18 protein-coding genes are annotated in these 17688 nt (G+C 71.5%); 9 read left to right on the top strand and 9 right to left on the bottom strand.

Annotated elements, in window-relative coordinates; genetic code table 11:
• Positions 1 to 64: 64 nt before the first annotated feature.
• The 4 genes from ABEB06_RS24375 to trxA form a co-directional block, all read right to left on the bottom strand.
• Positions 65 to 1300, bottom strand: a complete 1236-nt coding sequence (locus tag ABEB06_RS24375) for a hypothetical protein (RefSeq protein WP_345699023.1) — start codon at positions 1298 to 1300, stop codon at positions 65 to 67.
• Entirely contained in the window at positions 1297 to 1890 is a 594-nt protein-coding gene (locus ABEB06_RS24370; RefSeq protein ID WP_345699022.1) for a DUF6114 domain-containing protein, read from the bottom strand. The genes ABEB06_RS24375 and ABEB06_RS24370 overlap by 4 nt, the downstream gene beginning before the upstream one ends.
• 130 nt (positions 1891 to 2020) lie before the next feature.
• Positions 2021 to 2680 carry a DUF6230 family protein gene (locus ABEB06_RS24365; protein ID WP_345699021.1) on the bottom strand — a complete coding sequence of 220 codons (660 nt, stop codon included), beginning with the start codon at positions 2678 to 2680 and terminating at the stop codon, positions 2021 to 2023.
• Between the two features lie 594 nt (positions 2681 to 3274).
• Complete coding sequence (trxA, locus tag ABEB06_RS24360) at positions 3275 to 4261, bottom strand: thioredoxin (RefSeq protein ID WP_345699020.1); 987 nt, start codon at positions 4259 to 4261, stop codon at positions 3275 to 3277.
• A gap of 369 nt (positions 4262 to 4630) precedes the next feature.
• On the opposite strand from trxA, the gene ABEB06_RS24355 reads away from it, so the two are divergent.
• Complete coding sequence (locus ABEB06_RS24355) at positions 4631 to 5281, top strand: TetR/AcrR family transcriptional regulator (protein WP_345699019.1); 651 nt, start codon at positions 4631 to 4633, stop codon at positions 5279 to 5281.
• Between the two features lie 64 nt (positions 5282 to 5345).
• Here ABEB06_RS24355 and ABEB06_RS24350 read toward each other — a convergent pair whose 3' ends face one another.
• The gene (locus ABEB06_RS24350) at positions 5346 to 5678 is read right to left on the bottom strand and encodes a DUF3817 domain-containing protein (RefSeq protein WP_345699018.1); all 333 of its coding nucleotides are present in this window, start codon (positions 5676 to 5678) and stop codon (positions 5346 to 5348) included.
• A 20-nt stretch (positions 5679 to 5698) separates the two neighbouring features.
• On the bottom strand, positions 5699 to 6238 hold the full coding sequence (locus ABEB06_RS24345) for a MarR family winged helix-turn-helix transcriptional regulator (protein ID WP_345699017.1): 540 nt from the start codon (positions 6236 to 6238) through the stop codon (positions 5699 to 5701).
• Positions 6239 to 6703: 465 nt separating this feature from the next.
• Between ABEB06_RS24345 and ABEB06_RS24340 the strand changes: the two genes are divergently transcribed.
• Positions 6704 to 8344 (top strand): M4 family metallopeptidase, encoded by a 1641-nt coding sequence (locus ABEB06_RS24340; protein ID WP_345699016.1) that lies wholly within the window; start codon positions 6704 to 6706, stop codon positions 8342 to 8344.
• A 346-nt stretch (positions 8345 to 8690) separates the two neighbouring features.
• Positions 8691 to 10295 carry a M4 family metallopeptidase gene (locus ABEB06_RS24335; RefSeq protein WP_345699015.1) on the top strand — a complete coding sequence of 535 codons (1605 nt, stop codon included), beginning with the start codon at positions 8691 to 8693 and terminating at the stop codon, positions 10293 to 10295.
• Between the two features lie 66 nt (positions 10296 to 10361).
• On the opposite strand, the gene ABEB06_RS24330 is transcribed toward ABEB06_RS24335, so the two are convergent.
• Entirely contained in the window at positions 10362 to 10673 is a 312-nt protein-coding gene (locus ABEB06_RS24330; protein ID WP_345699014.1) for a DUF3817 domain-containing protein, read from the bottom strand.
• Between the two features lie 141 nt (positions 10674 to 10814).
• Here ABEB06_RS24330 and ABEB06_RS24325 point away from each other — a divergent pair, with 141 nt between their 5' ends.
• The 5 genes from ABEB06_RS24325 (at position 10815) to ABEB06_RS24305 (ending at position 14590) form a co-directional block, all read left to right on the top strand.
• Entirely contained in the window at positions 10815 to 11588 is a 774-nt protein-coding gene (locus tag ABEB06_RS24325; protein ID WP_345701968.1) for a DUF2127 domain-containing protein, read from the top strand.
• A gap of 83 nt (positions 11589 to 11671) precedes the next feature.
• Positions 11672 to 12310, top strand: coding sequence for an AIM24 family protein (locus ABEB06_RS24320; protein ID WP_345699013.1), 639 nt, complete (start codon positions 11672 to 11674; stop codon positions 12308 to 12310).
• Positions 12310 to 12960 carry an AIM24 family protein gene (locus ABEB06_RS24315; RefSeq protein WP_345699012.1) on the top strand — a complete coding sequence of 217 codons (651 nt, stop codon included), beginning with the start codon at positions 12310 to 12312 and terminating at the stop codon, positions 12958 to 12960. The genes ABEB06_RS24320 and ABEB06_RS24315 overlap by 1 nt, the downstream gene beginning before the upstream one ends.
• Before the next feature lie 188 nt (positions 12961 to 13148).
• Positions 13149 to 14012 carry an AIM24 family protein gene (locus ABEB06_RS24310; RefSeq protein ID WP_345701967.1) on the top strand — a complete coding sequence of 288 codons (864 nt, stop codon included), beginning with the start codon at positions 13149 to 13151 and terminating at the stop codon, positions 14010 to 14012.
• 62 nt (positions 14013 to 14074) lie between these two features.
• Complete coding sequence (locus tag ABEB06_RS24305) at positions 14075 to 14590, top strand: MarR family winged helix-turn-helix transcriptional regulator (RefSeq protein ID WP_345699011.1); 516 nt, start codon at positions 14075 to 14077, stop codon at positions 14588 to 14590.
• Positions 14591 to 14606: 16 nt separating this feature from the next.
• Here ABEB06_RS24305 and meaB read toward each other — a convergent pair whose 3' ends face one another.
• The gene (gene meaB, locus ABEB06_RS24300) at positions 14607 to 15560 is read right to left on the bottom strand and encodes a methylmalonyl Co-A mutase-associated GTPase MeaB (RefSeq protein ID WP_345699010.1); all 954 of its coding nucleotides are present in this window, start codon (positions 15558 to 15560) and stop codon (positions 14607 to 14609) included.
• A 79-nt stretch (positions 15561 to 15639) separates the two neighbouring features.
• A complete protein-coding gene (locus tag ABEB06_RS24295; RefSeq protein ID WP_345699009.1) occupies positions 15640 to 16830 on the bottom strand; it encodes an acetyl-CoA C-acetyltransferase in 1191 nt (396 codons plus the stop codon).
• A gap of 242 nt (positions 16831 to 17072) precedes the next feature.
• Here ABEB06_RS24295 and mce point away from each other — a divergent pair, with 242 nt between their 5' ends.
• Entirely contained in the window at positions 17073 to 17510 is a 438-nt protein-coding gene (gene mce, locus ABEB06_RS24290; protein ID WP_345699008.1) for a methylmalonyl-CoA epimerase, read from the top strand.
• Positions 17511 to 17688: the final 178 nt, after the last annotated feature.

The raw sequence follows: 17688 nt of genomic DNA, 5'->3' as shown, positions 1-17688 counted from the left end.
GGAGGCCCCCCGACCGTGACCGGTCGGGGGGCCTCCTCACGTCGTCACCGACCGGCCGGGCCGGTCAGCCGTCGTAGGGCGCGTCGTCGTTGAACAGGCGCATGCCCGGGATCTTCAGCGTGCCGCCGAACTGGCCGGCCTGGACGGCCTTGGCGTCGTCCAGCGTGATGTCCAGCGGGATCGGGACGGTGCCGATCAGGTCCCACAGCCACTTGGGCAGGGTGTCCGGGGTGAGCGTGATCTCCCCCAGGTCGATCGGGATCGGCAGGCCGTAGATCGCCGAGAGGTGGCCCGACAGGCTCTCCACGTACATGGTGATCGGGCCGCTGCGCATGGTCGAGGTCGAGCCCGCGCGGCTCTTCACGTGGAAGGTCTTGCCGGGGACCTCGATCGTCGACATGTCGAGGTTCTCGATGTCCACCGAGGCGGTGGTGAACTTCAGCACCCGCTTGGTGCCGGTCGGCGTCTTCACGTCGTAGACGCCGTTGAAGACCGAGCCGTGCAGCGCGAGGCGCGAGGAGTGCAGCACCCAGTTCTGCTCCGGCACCACGTGGTCGCCGGGCGCGGCCGCGGCGGCCAGGCCCTTGGTGGAGACCAGGCAGTTCGGGCCGACCGAGGCCGAGGCGGACGGCGACGGCGACGGCGACGCGGCCGCCTTGCCGGCGGCCGCCGGGGCGCTGCCGCCCGCGGTCGGGGCGGCGGACGCCGTGCCCGGCGCGGTGGAGCCGCCCTTGCCCGCGGAGGGCGAGGCCGACGCCGAGGCGGAGGCGGACGGCGCGGGGGTGGCCGGGGCGGGCTTCGACGTGGTCGCCGGGCCGGCCGACGGGCTGGCCGACGGGCTCGGGGTCGCGGTGCCGCCCGGGTGGAAGATGTCGTTGAACAGGTCGTCGATCAGGCCGACCTGCTGGACGCCCGTGGCAACCGGCTCGTTCGGCGTGGTGAACAGGGCCGGGACGGCGGCGGCCGAGCCCTGGGCGGCGGTCTTCGTCGTGCTGCCCGAGGTGCCGGTGCCCGTGCTCTTGGTGCCGGTGCTCTTGGTGCCGGTGCCCGAGTCCGGAAGGACCTTGATCTCGCTCTTGGGGACCGGGGTCTCCTCCAGCACCGCGTCCGGGGTGGACGCGCAGGCCTTCCCCGCCGGGGTGTCGGCCATCGCCAGGGTCGGCGCGTAGGCGGCACCGACCAGCAGTGCGGTGGGCACCGCGGCTATCGCCATCGCCCGGCCGCGCAGCCGGCTGCGGACGCCCGCCTTCGGCGCCGCGTGCCGGGGGCCCGGCACCGACGGCTCGTCTCGGTCGGTCACTTCTGCTCCCCCGGGTCGACGGCCTGCGCGGCGGCGGGCTGCGACGCCTGCTCGACGGCGGGCTGCTCGACGGTCCGCTCGACGGCGGTCTGCTCGACCGGCGGGGCGGCGGCCATGATGGCGGCCAGCTGGGCGTCGGCCTCCGGCACCTCGGCGGCCTGCGCCTCGACCGGGACGGCCTCCGGCTTCAGCGGCGCCCAGGCACAGAGCAGGCCACCGGCGATCAGGCCGGTGATCAGGCCCAGGCCGAAGCCGCCCAGGTTGGACACCGGGATGGAGATCAGCGCCAGGATGGTGGTCGCGACACCGCAGAACACCCGGACCAGCGGCTGGAACCACGCGGTCAGGCCGAGCGCGACCATCAGCAGGCCGATCAGCATCGAGCCGGCGCCGGCGGTGGTCGACATCGCCACCGTCATGCCGTTGAACGACAGGTGCGCGTAGGGGAAGTACAGGATCGGCAGGCCGGCGATCATGGCCAGCAGGCCACCCCAGAACGGCCGGGAGCGCCGCCAGGCGCGGAAACGCGCCCGGAGACCGGTGGGCTCACCGTCAGCCTCGGGCCACGCGTTGACGGTTGCGCTGGACATGGTGCGACTCCTCGAAGATCCGTACGAGGGATGGAGCTGGGTGGGGGTACGGCCGGGAGCGGCTGCTGCCGCTCCCGGCCGAGAGGCTGTCACGCGGGGCGGACCTCACGGCCCGCCCACGGGGACAGGATCAGTAGCACTCCTTGCCCGCGCCGTCACCCTTGAGGAGGTTCAGCTTGAGGCCGTTGAGCTTGAAGGTGCCCGCCGAGGTCGCCCACGCGGTCTGCTTGACACCGGAGAGGGTCGCCTCGTCGGCGCGCTGGGCGAAGCCCTTGTCGCCGGTCGGCAGGCCCTTCGAGCCGAGCACCGGGTTGGTCTTCCAGTCCTTCAGGGCGGAGCCCGTCAGGGTGGAGGCGTCCTGACCGATGTTGATGTTCTTGAACTCGGCGTCGGCCTCGAGCTGGTCGAGGTCGATCAGCAGGTTCTCGGCGACGACCGGCTTGGCCGGGTCCTGGCCCGCGTTCAGCTGCAGGGTGATCTTGCCGAGGCCGAGGGCCGACAGGTCGGTCACCACGGACTGGCACAGGCTGTTGATGGTGGCGGAGTCGAACGCCGAGACCGCGACCGGGTGGAAGCCCTTGCCCGCGTCGACGTCGACCGAGCCGAACTGCGAGAAGCCGTAGCCGTGCAGCTGGGCGGTGGTGACCTTGAACTGCTGGCCCGAGACGCTGAACGAGGCGGCCAGCGCGCTGTTGGCCAGCGAGACGCCGATCGCGGCGGTGGCGGCCACACCGGGCACCATCACCAGGGCGAAGCGCTTCCAGCGGGTCTTGCCGTAAGTCTGGGACATGCGTGTCCTCCTTCTAGGACGTACATCTCCGGCCGGTGGTCCGGTGCGTCCCGCACGGAGACCGGCCCGGGATGGGAGAGAGCTACGTCCTCGGTAGCGGAGAGCGCCCGCGCGCCATGGCCGAATGGGCCGACGCCGGCGATCACCCCCGAGCGACAACCGTGCGGCCGCGCGGGATGCGCGACCACGAGAGGACAGGAACCGCGGTGTGGGATCTGCGGTTACCCCCCTGGCCTCGGGCCGCCGGCCGGGGCCGACGGTCACCCGGTGGGGATCCCCCTGGGAAGAGGGACCGGGCGTCGCCGATCGTGCTTGAATCCCGGGCTAAGCACAAGGGGTCCATTACTGACGGGTAATCCAACAGCGGATGGCTTTGATCATGGAATCGAAGGCGCCGTCACGCGGAGTGACATCCTCCGTTTGGACCCGGGGCGACACCCACCGGAAACAGGGACGAAACACCCCTCTCGATCACCCAGGGTGAACGGAGAGGGGTGTTATCAAGATTTGGTAAACCCGGCCGGATTACGCGCGTTTGTCGCCAAATCCCCGGAGACACCGCAGGTCACCTGCCGTGCCAACCGGGCCGGTGGCTCAGAACAGCACGCGGGCCAGCGCACCGCGCGCGGCGATCACCCGCGGGTCCTCCGGACCGATCACCTCGAACAGCTCCAGCAGCCGGACCCGGGCGGTGTCCCGGTCGTCGCCGAAGGTCTTCGCCACGGTGTCCACCAGGCGCCCGAACGCGTCCTCCACGTGGCCGCCGACCAGGTCCAGGTCGGCGGCGCGCAGCTGCGCCGGCACGTCCTTCGGGTCGGCGGCGGCGTCGGCCCGCACCTGCTGCGGGTCCAGCGCCTCCACCCGGCGCAGCAGCTCCGCCTGGGCCAGGCCCAGCTTCGCCTCGGCGTGGCCCGGCCGGTCGGCCAGGACGTTCTTGTACGCCTGCACGGCACCGCCGAGGTCGCCGCGGTCCAGCGCGTCGTGCGCCGCCTCCAGCGCGGGGTCGGCGGGCACGGCCGGTGCCGCGGGAGCCCCGCCCTCGGCGCCCGGGGCGCCCTGGAGGCCGACGATGCCGAAGCGCTGCTCGGCCACCGCGATCAGCTGGTCCAGCACCTTGCGGACGTTGGCCTCGTTCTCCGCGCCCTGGAAGAGCGGGACGAGCTGGCCCGCCACCACGGCCATCACCGCGGGGATCGACTGGATGCCGAACTGCTGCGCCAGCAGCTGGTTGCCGTCCACGTCGATCTTGGCGAGCACGATCCGGCCGGCGTACTCCTCGGCCAGGCGCTCCAGGATCGGGCTGAGCTGCTTGCACGGGCCGCACCACTCGGCCCAGAAGTCCACCACCACCGGGACCTCGGTCGAGCGCTGCACGACCTCGTCCTCGAAGGTCTCCTCGGTGACGTCGAGGACCAGGCGGTACCCGGCGGGGGTGGGAGTGCCGCCGGCCTCCGCCTGGCGGGCGCGCTCCGCGCGGGCCTGCTCGGCCTTCTGGGCGGCCTCGCCGGCCGCCTTCACCGCTGCGAGGTCCACCGCGCCGCGCAGGGCGGAGTTGTTGAGACGCGAATTCCGTGACTGCATGGCACCATCCTCCCCCGTCGGCGCCGGTGGCGGGCGCCATCCGCACGGAAAAGCCGGAGCGAGCCGTGCGCTCTGCGCGTAGCGGTCGTGCGGTGGTGCTCCCCGGCGCGGATCCCCACCCGCGCCGCGTGCCCGCCCGATCCCATGGGGCGGGGGCACGCCGGTTGTCGCTCTTTCGCTACAGGTCGTAGCGTATCTGCCCCGGGGGCCGGTCCCGCAAGCCCCCGCGACGGTTCGGCGACGTGAGCTGTCCCACTTTCCCGGCGCCGCCGGATGCCGTCGGGGCCGGGCGGTCGCTACCGTGACCGAAACAAGTTACTTCCGGGTAAACAGATCCGGGTGAACCTGCATGAGCCGCAAGGAGGCGCGGTGGCCCCCACCACCCAGCAGCCCGACGCGCCGGGCGCCGGCGCGGCCCCCGCGCGCGGCAAGGGGCGGCCGCGCAGCGCCGCCGCGGACCTCGCCATCCTCGACGCCACCCGCGCCGCGCTCGCCGAACTCGGCTGGGGCGGGCTGACCATGGGCGACGTCGCGGTCCGCGCCGGGGTCGCCAAGACCACCCTCTACCGGCGCTGGCCGTCCAAGAACGAGCTGGTCGTCGACGCCATCGCGATCCTCTTCGACCAGCTGGAGTGCGCCGACCTGGGCAGCCTCCAGGCCGACATCGAGGCGGTCGTCGCCCAGTTCGCCGACCTGCTGAGCCGGCCCGAGACGCAGGCCGCCCTGCTCGCCCTCTTCGCCGAGGGCACCCGCGACCGGCAGCTCCAGCAGCGCATCCGCGAGCGGATCGTCGAGCCCCAGAAGGTCCTGGTCCAGCTCGGCCGCGCCAACGCGCAGGCCCGCGGCGAGATGGGCCCGGACGAGGACCCGGCCACCGCCTGCGAAGAGATCGACATCATCTTCGACACCATCGCCGGGACGGTCGAGCACCGCCTCCTGGTCAGCGGCGAACCCATCACCCCCGAGTGGATCCGCCGCTTCACCACCCTGCTGCTGAACGCGTTCCCCGGCCTGAACTGACACCGGCACGGCGAAGGGCGCCCTCCCGCGTGGAAGGGCGCCCGGCAGAGGTGGCGGGGAGCGCTCAGGCGGCGACCGGCTCCGCGGCCGCGACCAGCGGGGCGACCTCGCGGCTGACCTTGCGCTCGACGAAGAAGACGGCGGTCGGGATCGTGCCGGCCAGCAGCACCCAGGCGAGCTTGGGGAGCGGCCACTTGGCCTTGGTGCCCAGGTCGAAGGCGAGTGCGAGGTAGACCACGTACAGCCAGCCGTGCGCGATGCCCACGGCGGTGGTGAAACCGGCCGCGCCGTCGATCTCCAGGACGTACTTGGCGACCATCCCGAGGGTGAGCAGGATCAGGAGGACGCCGGTGACGTAGGCCAGGGCGCGGTAGCGGGTCAGCACACTCTGCTTCATGGCATCGAGGGTAACCGGCCCTACGCCTGCTCCTCGCCGGGCCCCTCGCCGGTCGCCGGGCTGAAGTCGCCCGCGGTGATCCGCAGCGGGCGGAGCAGTTCGAACACCTGCCGGCACTGCTGTTCGTCGTAGCCCTCCAGGCCGAAGTCGACGGCCATCAGCTCGCGGGTGGCCTGCTCGACCACCTCGCGGCCGCGGGCGGTGATGGCGGCGAGGACGCCGCGCCCGTCCAGCGGGTTGGGGCGGCGGGCGACCAGGCCGGCCTTCTCCAGGCGGTCGACGGTGTTGGTGACGGAGGTGGGGTGGACCATCAGCCGCTCGCCGATCTTGGAGAGCGAGAGCTCGCCGGTCCGGCTGAAGGTGAGCAGCACGAGTGCCTCGTACCGGGCGAAGGTCAGGCCGTAGGGCTTGACCACGGCGTCCACCCGGGAGAGCAGGATCTGGTGCGCGCGCATCACCGAGGTGATCGCGGACATCGAGGGCACGCCGCCCCAGCGGCGGGTCCACAGCTCGTCGGCGCGCGCGATCGGGTCGAAGTCGAGGGCGAGGGGCTTGGGCACGCCCCCACGGTACCGGCGGGGGGCCGAACGGGTACCAGGTGTCCACGATGGTGGACAAGGGCGGGGGTTGGCGGGATCACGCCAACGGGTCGGCGAGGCCGCGGCCGGCGATTCTTTACGGCGGATATTCCCGCAATATTCAGTGAAATGGCCTCAGTTGGCGGAATTCGCAGACCGGGGAGCCTTCGTTCGCGGCTGAACCGCCGGGCCCGGCTGACCTGCGGTCATCGGCCGTTGGCGAGAGTTTGCCAACTATTGCCGCCGACCTGTCCTTTCATTTGTCCGATTGTCATGCTTCTCGCCAGCTTCGTTGGACACCGGCCGGCCCACCCCACCGGTCCGGCGTCTCTTGACCGCGCGGAGCAGCACGTCAGCGCCCGAATCCGCCCCAGCAGGCACTAACCCCGGTGCCCCGGATAGCGGCGCAACCGCCCTCATGCGGTAGGTCCGGAAGGAAACCCGTACGTGAAGCGCAAGCTCGCAGTCGGAGCCGTTCTCTCTGCCTCGGCCGTCCTCGCCAGCGCCATCCAGGTGAGCGCCGGCATCGCCCAGGCCGCCCCCGCCCCCGTCGGCCAGAGCGCCGCCGCGCACCAGCGCGGTGAGCTGCTCGCCCTCGCCGGCGCGCAGGCCCCCGCCGCCGCCAAGGCCCTCGGCCTCTCCGGCCAGGAGCAGCTGGTCGTCAAGGACGCGATCGTCGACGCCGACGGCTCCCGCCACTTCCGCTACGAGCGCACCCTCGGCGGCCTGCCGGTGCTCGGCGGCGACCTGGTGGTGCACCAGGACGCCAAGGGCAACGTCAAGGGCACCGACCGCGCGGTGAAGGGCGCCGTCGCCCCCGCGTCGCTCACCCCGAAGCTGACCGCCGACCAGGCCGTCGCCAAGGCCTCCGGCGCGGTCGCCGCCACCGTCGGCGTCGCCAAGGACGCGGACGAGGCCGCGCTGACCTCGGTCACCAAGGCCGGCTCCGCCCAGCTCGTGGTCTGGGCCGCCTCCGGCACGCCGCGCCTGGCGTACCGCACCACCGTCGAGGGCGTGCGCGCCGACGGCACCCCGAGCAGCCAGCTGATCGTCACCGACGCCGCCAGCGGCGAGGTGCTCTCCACCCACGAGCAGGTGCAGACCGCGGTCGGCACCGGCAACGGCGTCTTCGTCGGCAACGTCCAGCTGACCACCAACCTGGTGAGCGGCTCGTACCAGCTGAAGGACACCACCCGCGGCGGCCAGTACACCACCAACCTGGCCAACAAGACCTCGGGCAAGGGCACCCTCTACACCGACGCCGACAACGCCTGGGGCACCGGCACGGTCTCCAACGGCCAGTCGGCCGCGGTGGACGCCCAGTACGGCGCGGCCGCCACCTGGGACTTCTACAAGAACACCTTCGGCCGGGCCGGCATCCGCGGCGACGGCGTCGGCGCGTACAGCCGGGTCCACTACGGGCGCAACTACGTCAACGCGTTCTGGGACGACAGCTGCTTCTGCATGACCTACGGCGACGGCGCGTCCAACACCCACCCGCTGACCGAGCTGGACGTCGCGGGCCACGAGATGAGCCACGGCGTCACCGCCAACACCGCGGGCCTGAACTACTCCGGCGAGTCCGGCGGCCTCAACGAGGCCACCTCGGACATCTTCGGCACCATGGTCGAGTTCTACGCCAACCTGCCGAAGGACAACCCGGACTACCTGATCGGCGAGCTGATCAACATCAACGGCGACGGCACGCCGCTGCGCTACATGGACAAGCCCTCCAAGGACGGCGGCTCGGCCGACTACTGGTCCTCCACCGTCGGCTCCAAGGACGTCCACTACTCCTCGGGCGTGGCCAACCACTTCTTCTACCTGCTGGCCGAGGGCAGCGGCGCCAAGACCATCAACGGCGTCAGCTACAACTCGCCGACCTCCAACGGCTCGACCCTGACCGGCATCGGCCGGGACAAGGCCGCCCAGGTCTGGTACCGCGCGCTGAGCGTCTACATGACCTCCACCACCAACTACGCCGGGGCCCGGACCGCGACCCTCAACGCGGCCAAGGACCTGTACGGCGCCGGCTCGACCGAGTACAACGCGGTCGCGGCCGCCTGGTCCGGGGTCAACGTCAACTGACGTAGCGACCGTCCGACCCGCAGACCCGCGGCAGCAGGGCTTTCCGGAGGGGAGCCCTGCTGCCGCGCACCACTTTCCGCAACCCGCAGGGAAGTTGGCGAGTTCCGGCCATTTCTTGGCATAGACCTGTCATTCCTGTCGGAGTGTCGGCCATAGTGGCCGTCACCCCGTACCGGAGCCGGTCCACCACCCCACCGGACCGACTCCGCCCGACCGCACGGGAGCCAGCACCACCCGCACGTCCAGCACCCGCTCCGCCCCCAGTCGGTGCCGACCCCGGTGCCCCGGAGCGAGGTGCGGCCGCGTCATCCGCGGCTGGTCCGGAAGGAACCGGAACGTGAAGCGCATGCTGACAGTCGGAGCCGTCCTCTCCTCCACCGCCCTGCTGGCCGGAGCGATCCAGGTCGCCGCCGGCACCGCCCAGGCCTCCCCCGCACCGGTCGCCGCCCAGCAGCGCGCCGACCTGCTCGCCGCGGCCGGCGGCGAGGCCCCGTCCGCCGCCAGGGCGCTCGGCCTCTCCGGTCAGGAGAAGCTGGTCGTCAAGGACGCCGTGGTCGACTCCGACGGCGCCCGCCACTACCGGTACGAGCGCACCTGGGCCGGGCTCCCGGTGCTCGGCGGCGACCTGGTGGTGCACACCAGCGCCAAGGGCGCGGTCACCGTGGACCGCGCGGTCGAGGGCTCGATCGCCCCGGCCGGCCTCACCCCGAAGCTCACCGCCGCCCAGGCCGCCGCCGGGGCCAAGAGCTCCGTCGAGGCCACCGTGGGCTCCGTCGCGGACGCCGACGAGGCCCCGCTCGCCGCCGTCTCCAAGGGCGGTGACGCCCAGCTGGTGGTCTGGGCCGCCTCCGGCGCCCCGCGCCTGGCGTACCGCACCACCGTCGAGGGCGTGCGCGCCGACGGGACCCCGAGCAGCCTGCTGCTGGTCACCGACGCCGCCACCGGCGAACTGCTCTCCTCGCACGAGCAGATCCAGACCTCCAACGCCACCGGCACCGGGTACGGCGTCTTCGACGGCACGGTCACGCTGACCACCAACTGGACCGGCAGCGTCTACCAGCTGAAGGACAACACCCGCGGCGGCCAGTACACCGTCGACAAGAACGGCACGCTCTACACCGACGCCGACAACGTCTGGGGCAACGGCCTGGCCTCCAACGGCCAGTCGGCCGCGGTGGACGCCCAGTTCGGCGCGGCGAAGACCTGGGACTACTACAAGAACGTGCACGGCCGCAACGGCATCCGGGGCGACGGGGTCGGCGCCTACAGCAAGGTCCACTACGGCACCAACTACGTGAACGCCTTCTGGTCCGACAGCTGCTTCTGCATGACCTACGGCGACGGCGCGTCCAACACCCACCCGCTGACCGCGATCGACGTGGCCGGCCACGAGATGACCCACGGCGTGACCTCCAACACCGCGGGCCTCAACTACTCCGGTGAGTCCGGCGGCCTGAACGAGTCGACCAGCGACATCTTCGGCACCATGGTCGAGTTCTACGCCAACCTCGCCACCGACACCCCGGACTACCTGATCGGCGAGCGGCTCAACCTGAACGGCAACGGCACGCCGCTGCGGTACATGGACAAGCCCTCCAAGGACGGCGCCTCCGCCGACTACTGGTCCTCCACCGTCGGCTCCAAGGACGTCCACTACTCGTCCGGCGTCGGCAACCACTTCTTCTACCTGCTGTCGGAGGGCAGCGGGGCCAAGACGATCAACGGCGTCAGCTACAACTCGCCCACCTACAACGGCGCCGCCGTCACCGGCATCGGCCGGGACAAGGCCGCCAAGATCTGGTACCGGGCCCTGACCGTCTACATGACCTCCACCACCAACTACAAGGCCGCCCGCACCGCCACCCTCAACGCGGCCAAGGACCTGTACGGCTCCACCTCGGCCGAGTACACGGCGGTGGGCAAGGCCTGGACCGCGGTGAACGTCAGCTAGTGACCGCGGCACGGAGCGGCCGGGCCCCCACCACGGGGCCCGGCCGCTCCGGCGTTCCGGCGGGGGTCAGGCGGCGAGCGCCTGCTCGCCGCGCTCCTCCTTGGCCAGCATCCGGTCGGCGAAGAAGCCGCCGGTCGGCACCACGGCCAGCAGGAAGAGCACCAGGGTGCGCCTGCCCTCCCAGCGCTGCGCCATCGCGGCCTGGGCCAGGAAGACCACGTACAGCACGAACAGCGCGCCGTGGACGGCGCCCATCACCGGCACGCCGTTGAAGGAGGTGGTGCGCTTGAGCACGGAGCAGGTCAGCAGCAGCAGGAAGGACAGGCCCTCGGGGCCGGAGACGAGTCGCAGGCGGTGCACGGCGGCGCTGGGCTTCACGGGGTACCTCGCTGGTGGGGGGCTGTGAGCTTGTGAACAGCCTCACAAGCCGTCGTCCATTATCACCGACCCGACATCGGCGACGGCGGGGCCCCCTATCCTGCTCCCGCACGGATTCGTCACACGGGGGAGCACACCATGCTGAAGCTCGACTGGGACCGCCGCACCTGCGCCCGGCGCGGCCACATCACCTACGCGCCCGACGAGGCCGGCCTGCGCGAGCGGCTGCACGCCTCGACCGCGCTCGGCGAGGCCTGGCGCTGCCTGCGCTGCGGGGACTTCGCGCTCGGCGCCCCGCACGGCTCGGGGCCGGCCGACGAGGCGCCGCTGGTGCCGCGCGGCCGGGCGCTGCGCGACCTGTTCATCCTGCGCTTCCTGGCCGTGGAGCGCGGCCTGCGCGGCCTGCTGGTGCTGGTGGCGGCCTGGGCGGTGTGGAAGTTCTCCAACAGCCAGGACGCGGTGCGGCGGATCTTCGACGAGAACCTGAGCGTGTTCCGGCCGGTCACCGACCACTTCCACTGGGACCTGGAGCACTCGCCGATCGTCGACACCATCCGCAAGACCTTCGACTACCGGCACTCGACGCTGCTGATCGTGGCCGCGGCGCTGGTGGCGTACGCGCTGATCGAGATCGTCGAGGCCTTCGGCCTGTGGGCGGCCAGGCGCTGGGCGGAGTACCTGACGGTGGTCGCCACCGCCGCCTTCCTCCCGCTGGAGGTCTACGAGCTGACCGAGCACGTCAGCGTGGTGAAGATCGGCACGCTGGTGCTGAACGTCGTCGCGGTGCTCTGGATCCTGCTCTCCAAGCGGCTCTTCGGGCTGCGCGGGGGCCTGGCCGCGTTCGAGGCGGAGCGGCACTCGGCCTCGCTGCTGGAGGTCGAGGAGTCGGCCGGGGTGGCGCCGGCCGCCGTCTGACGGGCCGAAATTTGTACCGGGTCGGTACCAGAGCCGCCGCCCCCTCTCCCCGGATGACGGCGGCGACCGCTACATTCACCGACGTGGCACAGTTTCGACTCCAGGGGTCAAAGGTCCTCGCCGTCGACATGACGGGGGACACGGTCAAGGCCCGCAACGGCACGATGGTCGCGTACACCGGGCAGATGGGCTTCAAGAAGCTCTCCGGTGGCGGCGACGGCCTGCGCGGCATGGTCACCCGGCGGCTGACCGGCGAGCAGATGGAGGTCATGGAGGTGAAGGGGCAGGGCACCTGCTACTTCGCCGACAAGGCCACCGAGGTCAATCTGGTGCGGTTGAACGGCGAGACGCTCTACGTCGAGGCCGAGAACCTGCTCTGCACCGAGGCGACCCTGCACACCGGCACCAGCTTCACCGGGCTCAACGGCATGGCGTCCGGCAACGGCCTGTTCACCACCAAGGTGGAGGGACACGGCTGGGCGGCGCTCACCTCGAAGGGCCCGGCGATCATCCTCCGGGTCTCCCAGGGGATGCCGCTGCGGGTGGACCCGGGCGCGTACATCGCGCACACCGGGAACCTCAACCGGGCGCTGAAGTCCGGCGCCGGCTGGACCACGCTGATCGGCGAGGGCGGTGGCGAGGCGATGCAGGTGGAGTTCACCGGCGAGGGCCTGGTGTACGTCCAGCCGTCCGAGCGGATGACCTTCGGGGGTGACGTCTGATGCCGTTCACGAAGATCAACAACAAGATGATCGAGGCCAAGGTCTTCCCGGGCCAGCGGGTCTTCAGCCAGCGCGGCGCGATGCTCGCCTACACCGGCGAGGTCACCTTCACCCCGAACCTGATGGGCGGCCAGGGCGGCGCGCTCGCGATGATCGGGCGCCGGGTGGCCAACGAGGACACCCCGCTGATGACCGTCGAGGGCCAGGGCAGCGTGATGTTCGGCCACGGCGGCCACAACGTCCACGTGATCGACCTGACCGGCGACACCCTCTACGTGGAGGCCGACCGGCTGCTCGCCTTCGACGGCTCGCTGCAGCAGTCGACCATGTTCATGGGCCAGCAGGGCGGCGTGATGGGCATCGTCCGCGGCCAGATGACCGGCCAGGGCCTGTTCACCACCAAGCTGGACGGCCAGGGCTCGGTCGCGGTGATGGCGCACGGCGGCGTGATCGAGCTGCCGATCTCCCCCGGCCAGCCGGTGCACGTCGACCCGCAGGCCTACGTGGCGCACCGCGGCCAGGTGACCAACAAGCTGTCCAGCGCCCTCGGGTGGCGCGACATGATCGGCCGCGGTTCGGGCGAGGCGTTCCAGCTGGAGCTGTCCGGCCACGGCATGGTGTACGTGCAGGCGAGCGAGGTGAAGCTCTGATGTCCTACCCTCCTCAGCAGCCCCCGTACGGGCAGCAGCCCTACGGCCAGCAGCCGCCGTACCCGCCCCAGCCTGGCCAGCCCTACCCGCCGCAGGGCCAGCCGTACCCGCCCCAGCAGGGGCAGCCGTACCCGCCGCAGCAGCAGGGCTACCCGCCGCAGCAGGCGTACCAGCAGACCCAGGCCGCGATGCCGGGCTACGGCGCCCCGCCGCAGGGCCAGTTCGGCGCGCCGCTGCCGTACGCGCCGGGCGGCGAGGGCCCGACGGTGCACGACGCGGGCTCGCTGCCGGTCAACGACAACGTCAACCCGTACGCCTTCTCGGTCGACCTGAACGGCGCGTACTACCTGCAGAAGGGCAAGATGATCGCCTACTACGGCGACATGCGCTTCTCGGGCATCGGGCGCGGCGTGATCGACCAGATGCTGGAGCGGAACTTCAACTCCCCGCTGCACGCCTCGGACTGGGTGGTCGCCGAGGGCCGCGGCAAGCTGCTGCTGGCCGACCGGGCGTTCGACCTGAACTCGTACGACCTGGAGAACGGCAACCTGACCGTCCGCTCGGGCAACCTGCTGGCGTTCGAGCCGACCCTGCAGCTGAAGCAGTCGATCATCCCCGGCTTCCTTACGCTGATCGGGACCGGCAAGTTCGTCGCGGCCTCCAACGGCCCGGTGCACTTCGTCGAGCCGCCGATCCGGGTCGACCCGCAGGCGCTGGTCGGCTGGGCGGACTGCCCGGCGCCGTGCCACCACTACGACCACAGCTACATGCACGGCATCATCGGCGGGCTGCGCCACCTGACCGGGATCGGCGGGGCGTCCGGCGAGGAGCACCAGTTCGAGTTCATCGGGGCCGGCCAGGTGCTGCTGCAGTCCAGCGAGACCCTGATGGCCGAGCGCTCGGTGGGCGTGGTGCACGCGGAGGCGGGCGTGCCCGGCAGCGGCGTGCCGCACCAGGGCGGGCACGGCGGCGGCCAGCAGCTGCCGAACGTCAACGTCCCGGGGCTCGGCAACGTGAACCTGGGCGACCTGGGCCGGCGCTTCGGCCTCTAGGACCGACTGCCCCGGGCCGTAGATTCGTACAACATTGAACAATTTCGGCTATGCTGTCTGTCATGGATACGCATGTGACCGAAGCGCCGGAGGTCTCCTCCTCGACAGCCGAGGAGGAGACCCCTTGGCTCGACGCCCGTGAGCAGCGGTTCTGGCGGGCCCACCTCGAGGTCAGCAAGCTGCTCGACTACCAGCTGAGCCGGGAGCTCCAGGTCCACGATCTCGCGATCAACGACTACGAGATCCTGGTGGTGCTCTCCGAGGCGCCCGAGCGCCGGATGCGGATGACCGACCTGGCCACCGCCACCCTCCAGTCCAAGAGCCGCCTCTCGCACCAGATCACCCGGATGGAGAACGCCGGGCTGGTGCTCCGCCAGGAGTGCCCCGGCGACCGGCGCGGCCTGTTCGCCCACCTCACCGAACAGGGCTGGGAGACGATGCAGAAGGTGGCGCCCTGCCACGTCCGCAGCGTCCGCGAGCACTTCGTCGACCGGTTCACCCCGGAGCAGATCGACGCGATGTACGAGGCCCTCGCACCGGTGGCCGAGCACCTGCGCACCCTGCGCGGCCGCAGCTGACCACCGCCGCCGGCGGTCAGGCCGTCAGCTCGGCGATCAGCACGTCCGCCGCGGCGTACGGGTCCAGCCGGCCGGCGGCCACCTGCTCGGCGAGGGCGTGGAGGTGGCGGTCTCCGCGCAGGTCGCCGATCCGGGCGCGGAGTGCGGCGAGGGTGATCGCCTCGACCTCCTGAGCGGCGCGGCGGCGGCGCCGGTCGGCGAGTTCGCCGCTCGCGGCGAGCCAGCCGCGGTGCTTCTCCAGCGCGTCGACGACCTCGTCGACGCCCTCGCCCCGCGCGGCGACCGTCTTGACGACGGGCGGCCGCCAGTCGCCGGCCTGCCGGGCCCCGCCGAGGCCGAGCATGTGGTTGAGCTCGCGCGCGGTGGCGTCCGCGCCGTCCCGGTCGGCCTTGTTGACCACGAAGACGTCGCCGATCTCCAGGATCCCGGCCTTCGCGGCCTGGATGCCGTCGCCCATGCCGGGAGCGAGCAGCACCACGGTGGTGTCGGCCTGCGCGGCGACCTCCACCTCGGACTGCCCGACGCCCACGGTCTCGACCAGGACGACGTCGCAGCCGGCGCCGTCCAGCACCCGCAGCGCCTGCGGGGCGGCCCAGGACAGGCCGCCGAGGTGGCCGCGGGTGGCCATCGAGCGGATGAACACCTCGGGGTCGGTGGCGTGGTCCTGCATCCGGACCCGGTCTCCGAGCAGCGCGCCGCCGGAGAACGGCGAGGACGGGTCGACCGCCAGGACGCCGACCCGCTTGCCGAGCCGGCGGTACGCGGAGACCAGCGCCGAGGTGGAGGTGGACTTGCCGACGCCGGGCGACCCGGTCAGTCCGACCGTGTACGCGTTTCCGGTGTGGGGCGACAACGCGGCCATCACGTCGCGCAGTTGGGGCGCCGCGTTCTCCACCAGCGAGATCAGCCGGGCGACCGCCCGCGGCCGGCCCTCCCGGGCCTGCTCGACCAGTGCTGCCACATCGACCATCAAAGACGTGCTCCTCCCAGGAACGAAAGGGCTGCACGCCGCTCGTTGCGGCGTGCAGCCCCGACGCTGTACCGGACGATCAGCCCTGCGAGGGCACCTTCACGATCAGGGCGTCGCCCTGGCCGCCGCCGCCGCACAGCGCGGCCGCGCCGACGCCGCCGCCGCGGCGCTGGAGCTCCAGCGCGAGGTGCAGCACCACGCGGGCGCCGGACATGCCGATCGGGTGGCCGAGGGCGATCGCGCCGCCGTTGACGTTGACGATGTCGGAGGAGACGCCGAGGTCCTTCATCGACTGGTGGGCGACCGCGGCGAAGGCCTCGTTGATCTCGATCAGGTCGAGGTCGGCGACCTCCAGGCCCTCCTTGGCGAGGGCGTGCTTGATCGCGTTCGACGGCTGCGACTGGAGCGAGTTGTCCGGGCCGGCCACGTTGCCGTGGGCGCCGATCTCGGCGATCCAGGTCAGGCCCAGCTCCTCGGCCTTGGCCTTGCTCATCACCACGACGGCGGCGGCGCCGTCGGAGATCTGCGAGGAGGTGCCGGCGGTGATGGTGCCGTCCTTGGTGAAGGCCGGGCGCAGCTTGCCGAGGCCCTCGACGGTGGTGTCGGCGCGGATGCCCTCGTCCTGCGAGAAGAGGACCGGGTCGCCCTTGCGCTGCGGGACGGCGACCGGGGTGATCTCGACCTCGAAGACGCCGTCGGCCTGGGCCTTGGCGGCGCGCTGGTGCGAGGCGGCGGCGATCTCGTCCTGCACCTCGCGCGGGATGCCGAGGCGGGCGTTGTGCTTCTCGGTGGACTCGCCCATCGGGATGTTCTCGTAGGCGTCGGTCAGGCCGTCGTACGCCATGGCGTCGAGCATCTCGATCGCGCCGTACTTGAAGCCCTCGCGGGACTTCGGCAGCAGGTGCGGGGCGTTGGTCATGGACTCCTGGCCGCCGGCCACCACGACGTCGAACTCGCCGGCGCGGATCAGCTGGTCGGCGAGGGCGATGGCGTCCAGGCCGGAGAGGCAGACCTTGTTGATGGTGAGCGCCGGGACGTTCAGCGGGATGCCGGCCTTGACCGCGGCCTGGCGGGCGGGGATCTGGCCGGCGCCGGCCTGGAGCACCTGGCCCATGATCACGTACTGGACCTGCTCGCCGGTGATGCCGGCCCGCTCGAGCGCGGCCTTGATGGCGATACCGCCGAGCTCCGCGCCGGAGAAGCCCTTGAGCGAGCCGAGCAGGCGGCCCATCGGTGTGCGTGCACCGGCGACGATCACTGAAGTAGTCATGGGACGTGCCCCTTCGCGCGTCGGACCAGGAGGGTGTGGGGATGCGGCTCAATGTACTGACCGGTCACCGCTGCGTCACCGGCGCAACGGTGTGATCAGCGGCACTGGCACTGCCCAGTCAACACCGTGTCAGCCCGATGAGGCGATTGTGACCAGCCTCGCACGTCGCGCTGTGGCGCGGTTCGAGTCCGATGCGGTGCACTGGGTGCCACCCTCGTCCCGAACCCACCCGGAGGCCGTCCGTGCTGACCCGCATCGACCACATCGGCATCGCCTGCTTCGACCTCGACAAGACGGTCGAGTTCTACCGCAACACCTACGGCTTCGAGGTGTTCCACTCCGAGGTCAACGAGGAGCAGGGGGTCCGCGAGGCGATGCTGAAGATCAACGACACCGGGGACGGCGGCGCCTCCTACCTGCAGCTGCTGGAGCCCACCCGGGAGGACTCCACGGTCGCCAAGTGGCTGGCGAAGAACGGCGAGGGCGTGCACCACATCGCCTTCGGCACCGCCGACGTCGACGGGGACGCCGCGGACATCAAGGCCAAGGGCGTGCGGGTGCTGTACGACGAGCCGCGGATCGGCTCGATGGGCTCCCGGATCACCTTCCTGCACCCGAAGGACTGCGGCGGCGTGCTGACCGAACTGGTCACCTCGGCGACCGGACCGGTCGAACACTGACGGGTAACTTGGGAAAACCCCCACACCCCCATTCCCCCGCCGTTCGCGACCACTACAATGCCCAGGTGCGCTGTAGCGCCCAGGGGAGTCCACGACGCGGGCGCGGCTGAACGGTCGCAGTTCGGATCTGTCACCATTCTCCAGAGGCAACATTTCGCTCAGGAGTCCACTCGGACGG

The organism is Kitasatospora terrestris, assembly GCF_039542905.1.
Classification (GTDB): domain Bacteria; phylum Actinomycetota; class Actinomycetes; order Streptomycetales; family Streptomycetaceae; genus Kitasatospora; species Kitasatospora terrestris.
This window is presented reverse-complemented; position numbering and strand designations above follow the sequence as displayed.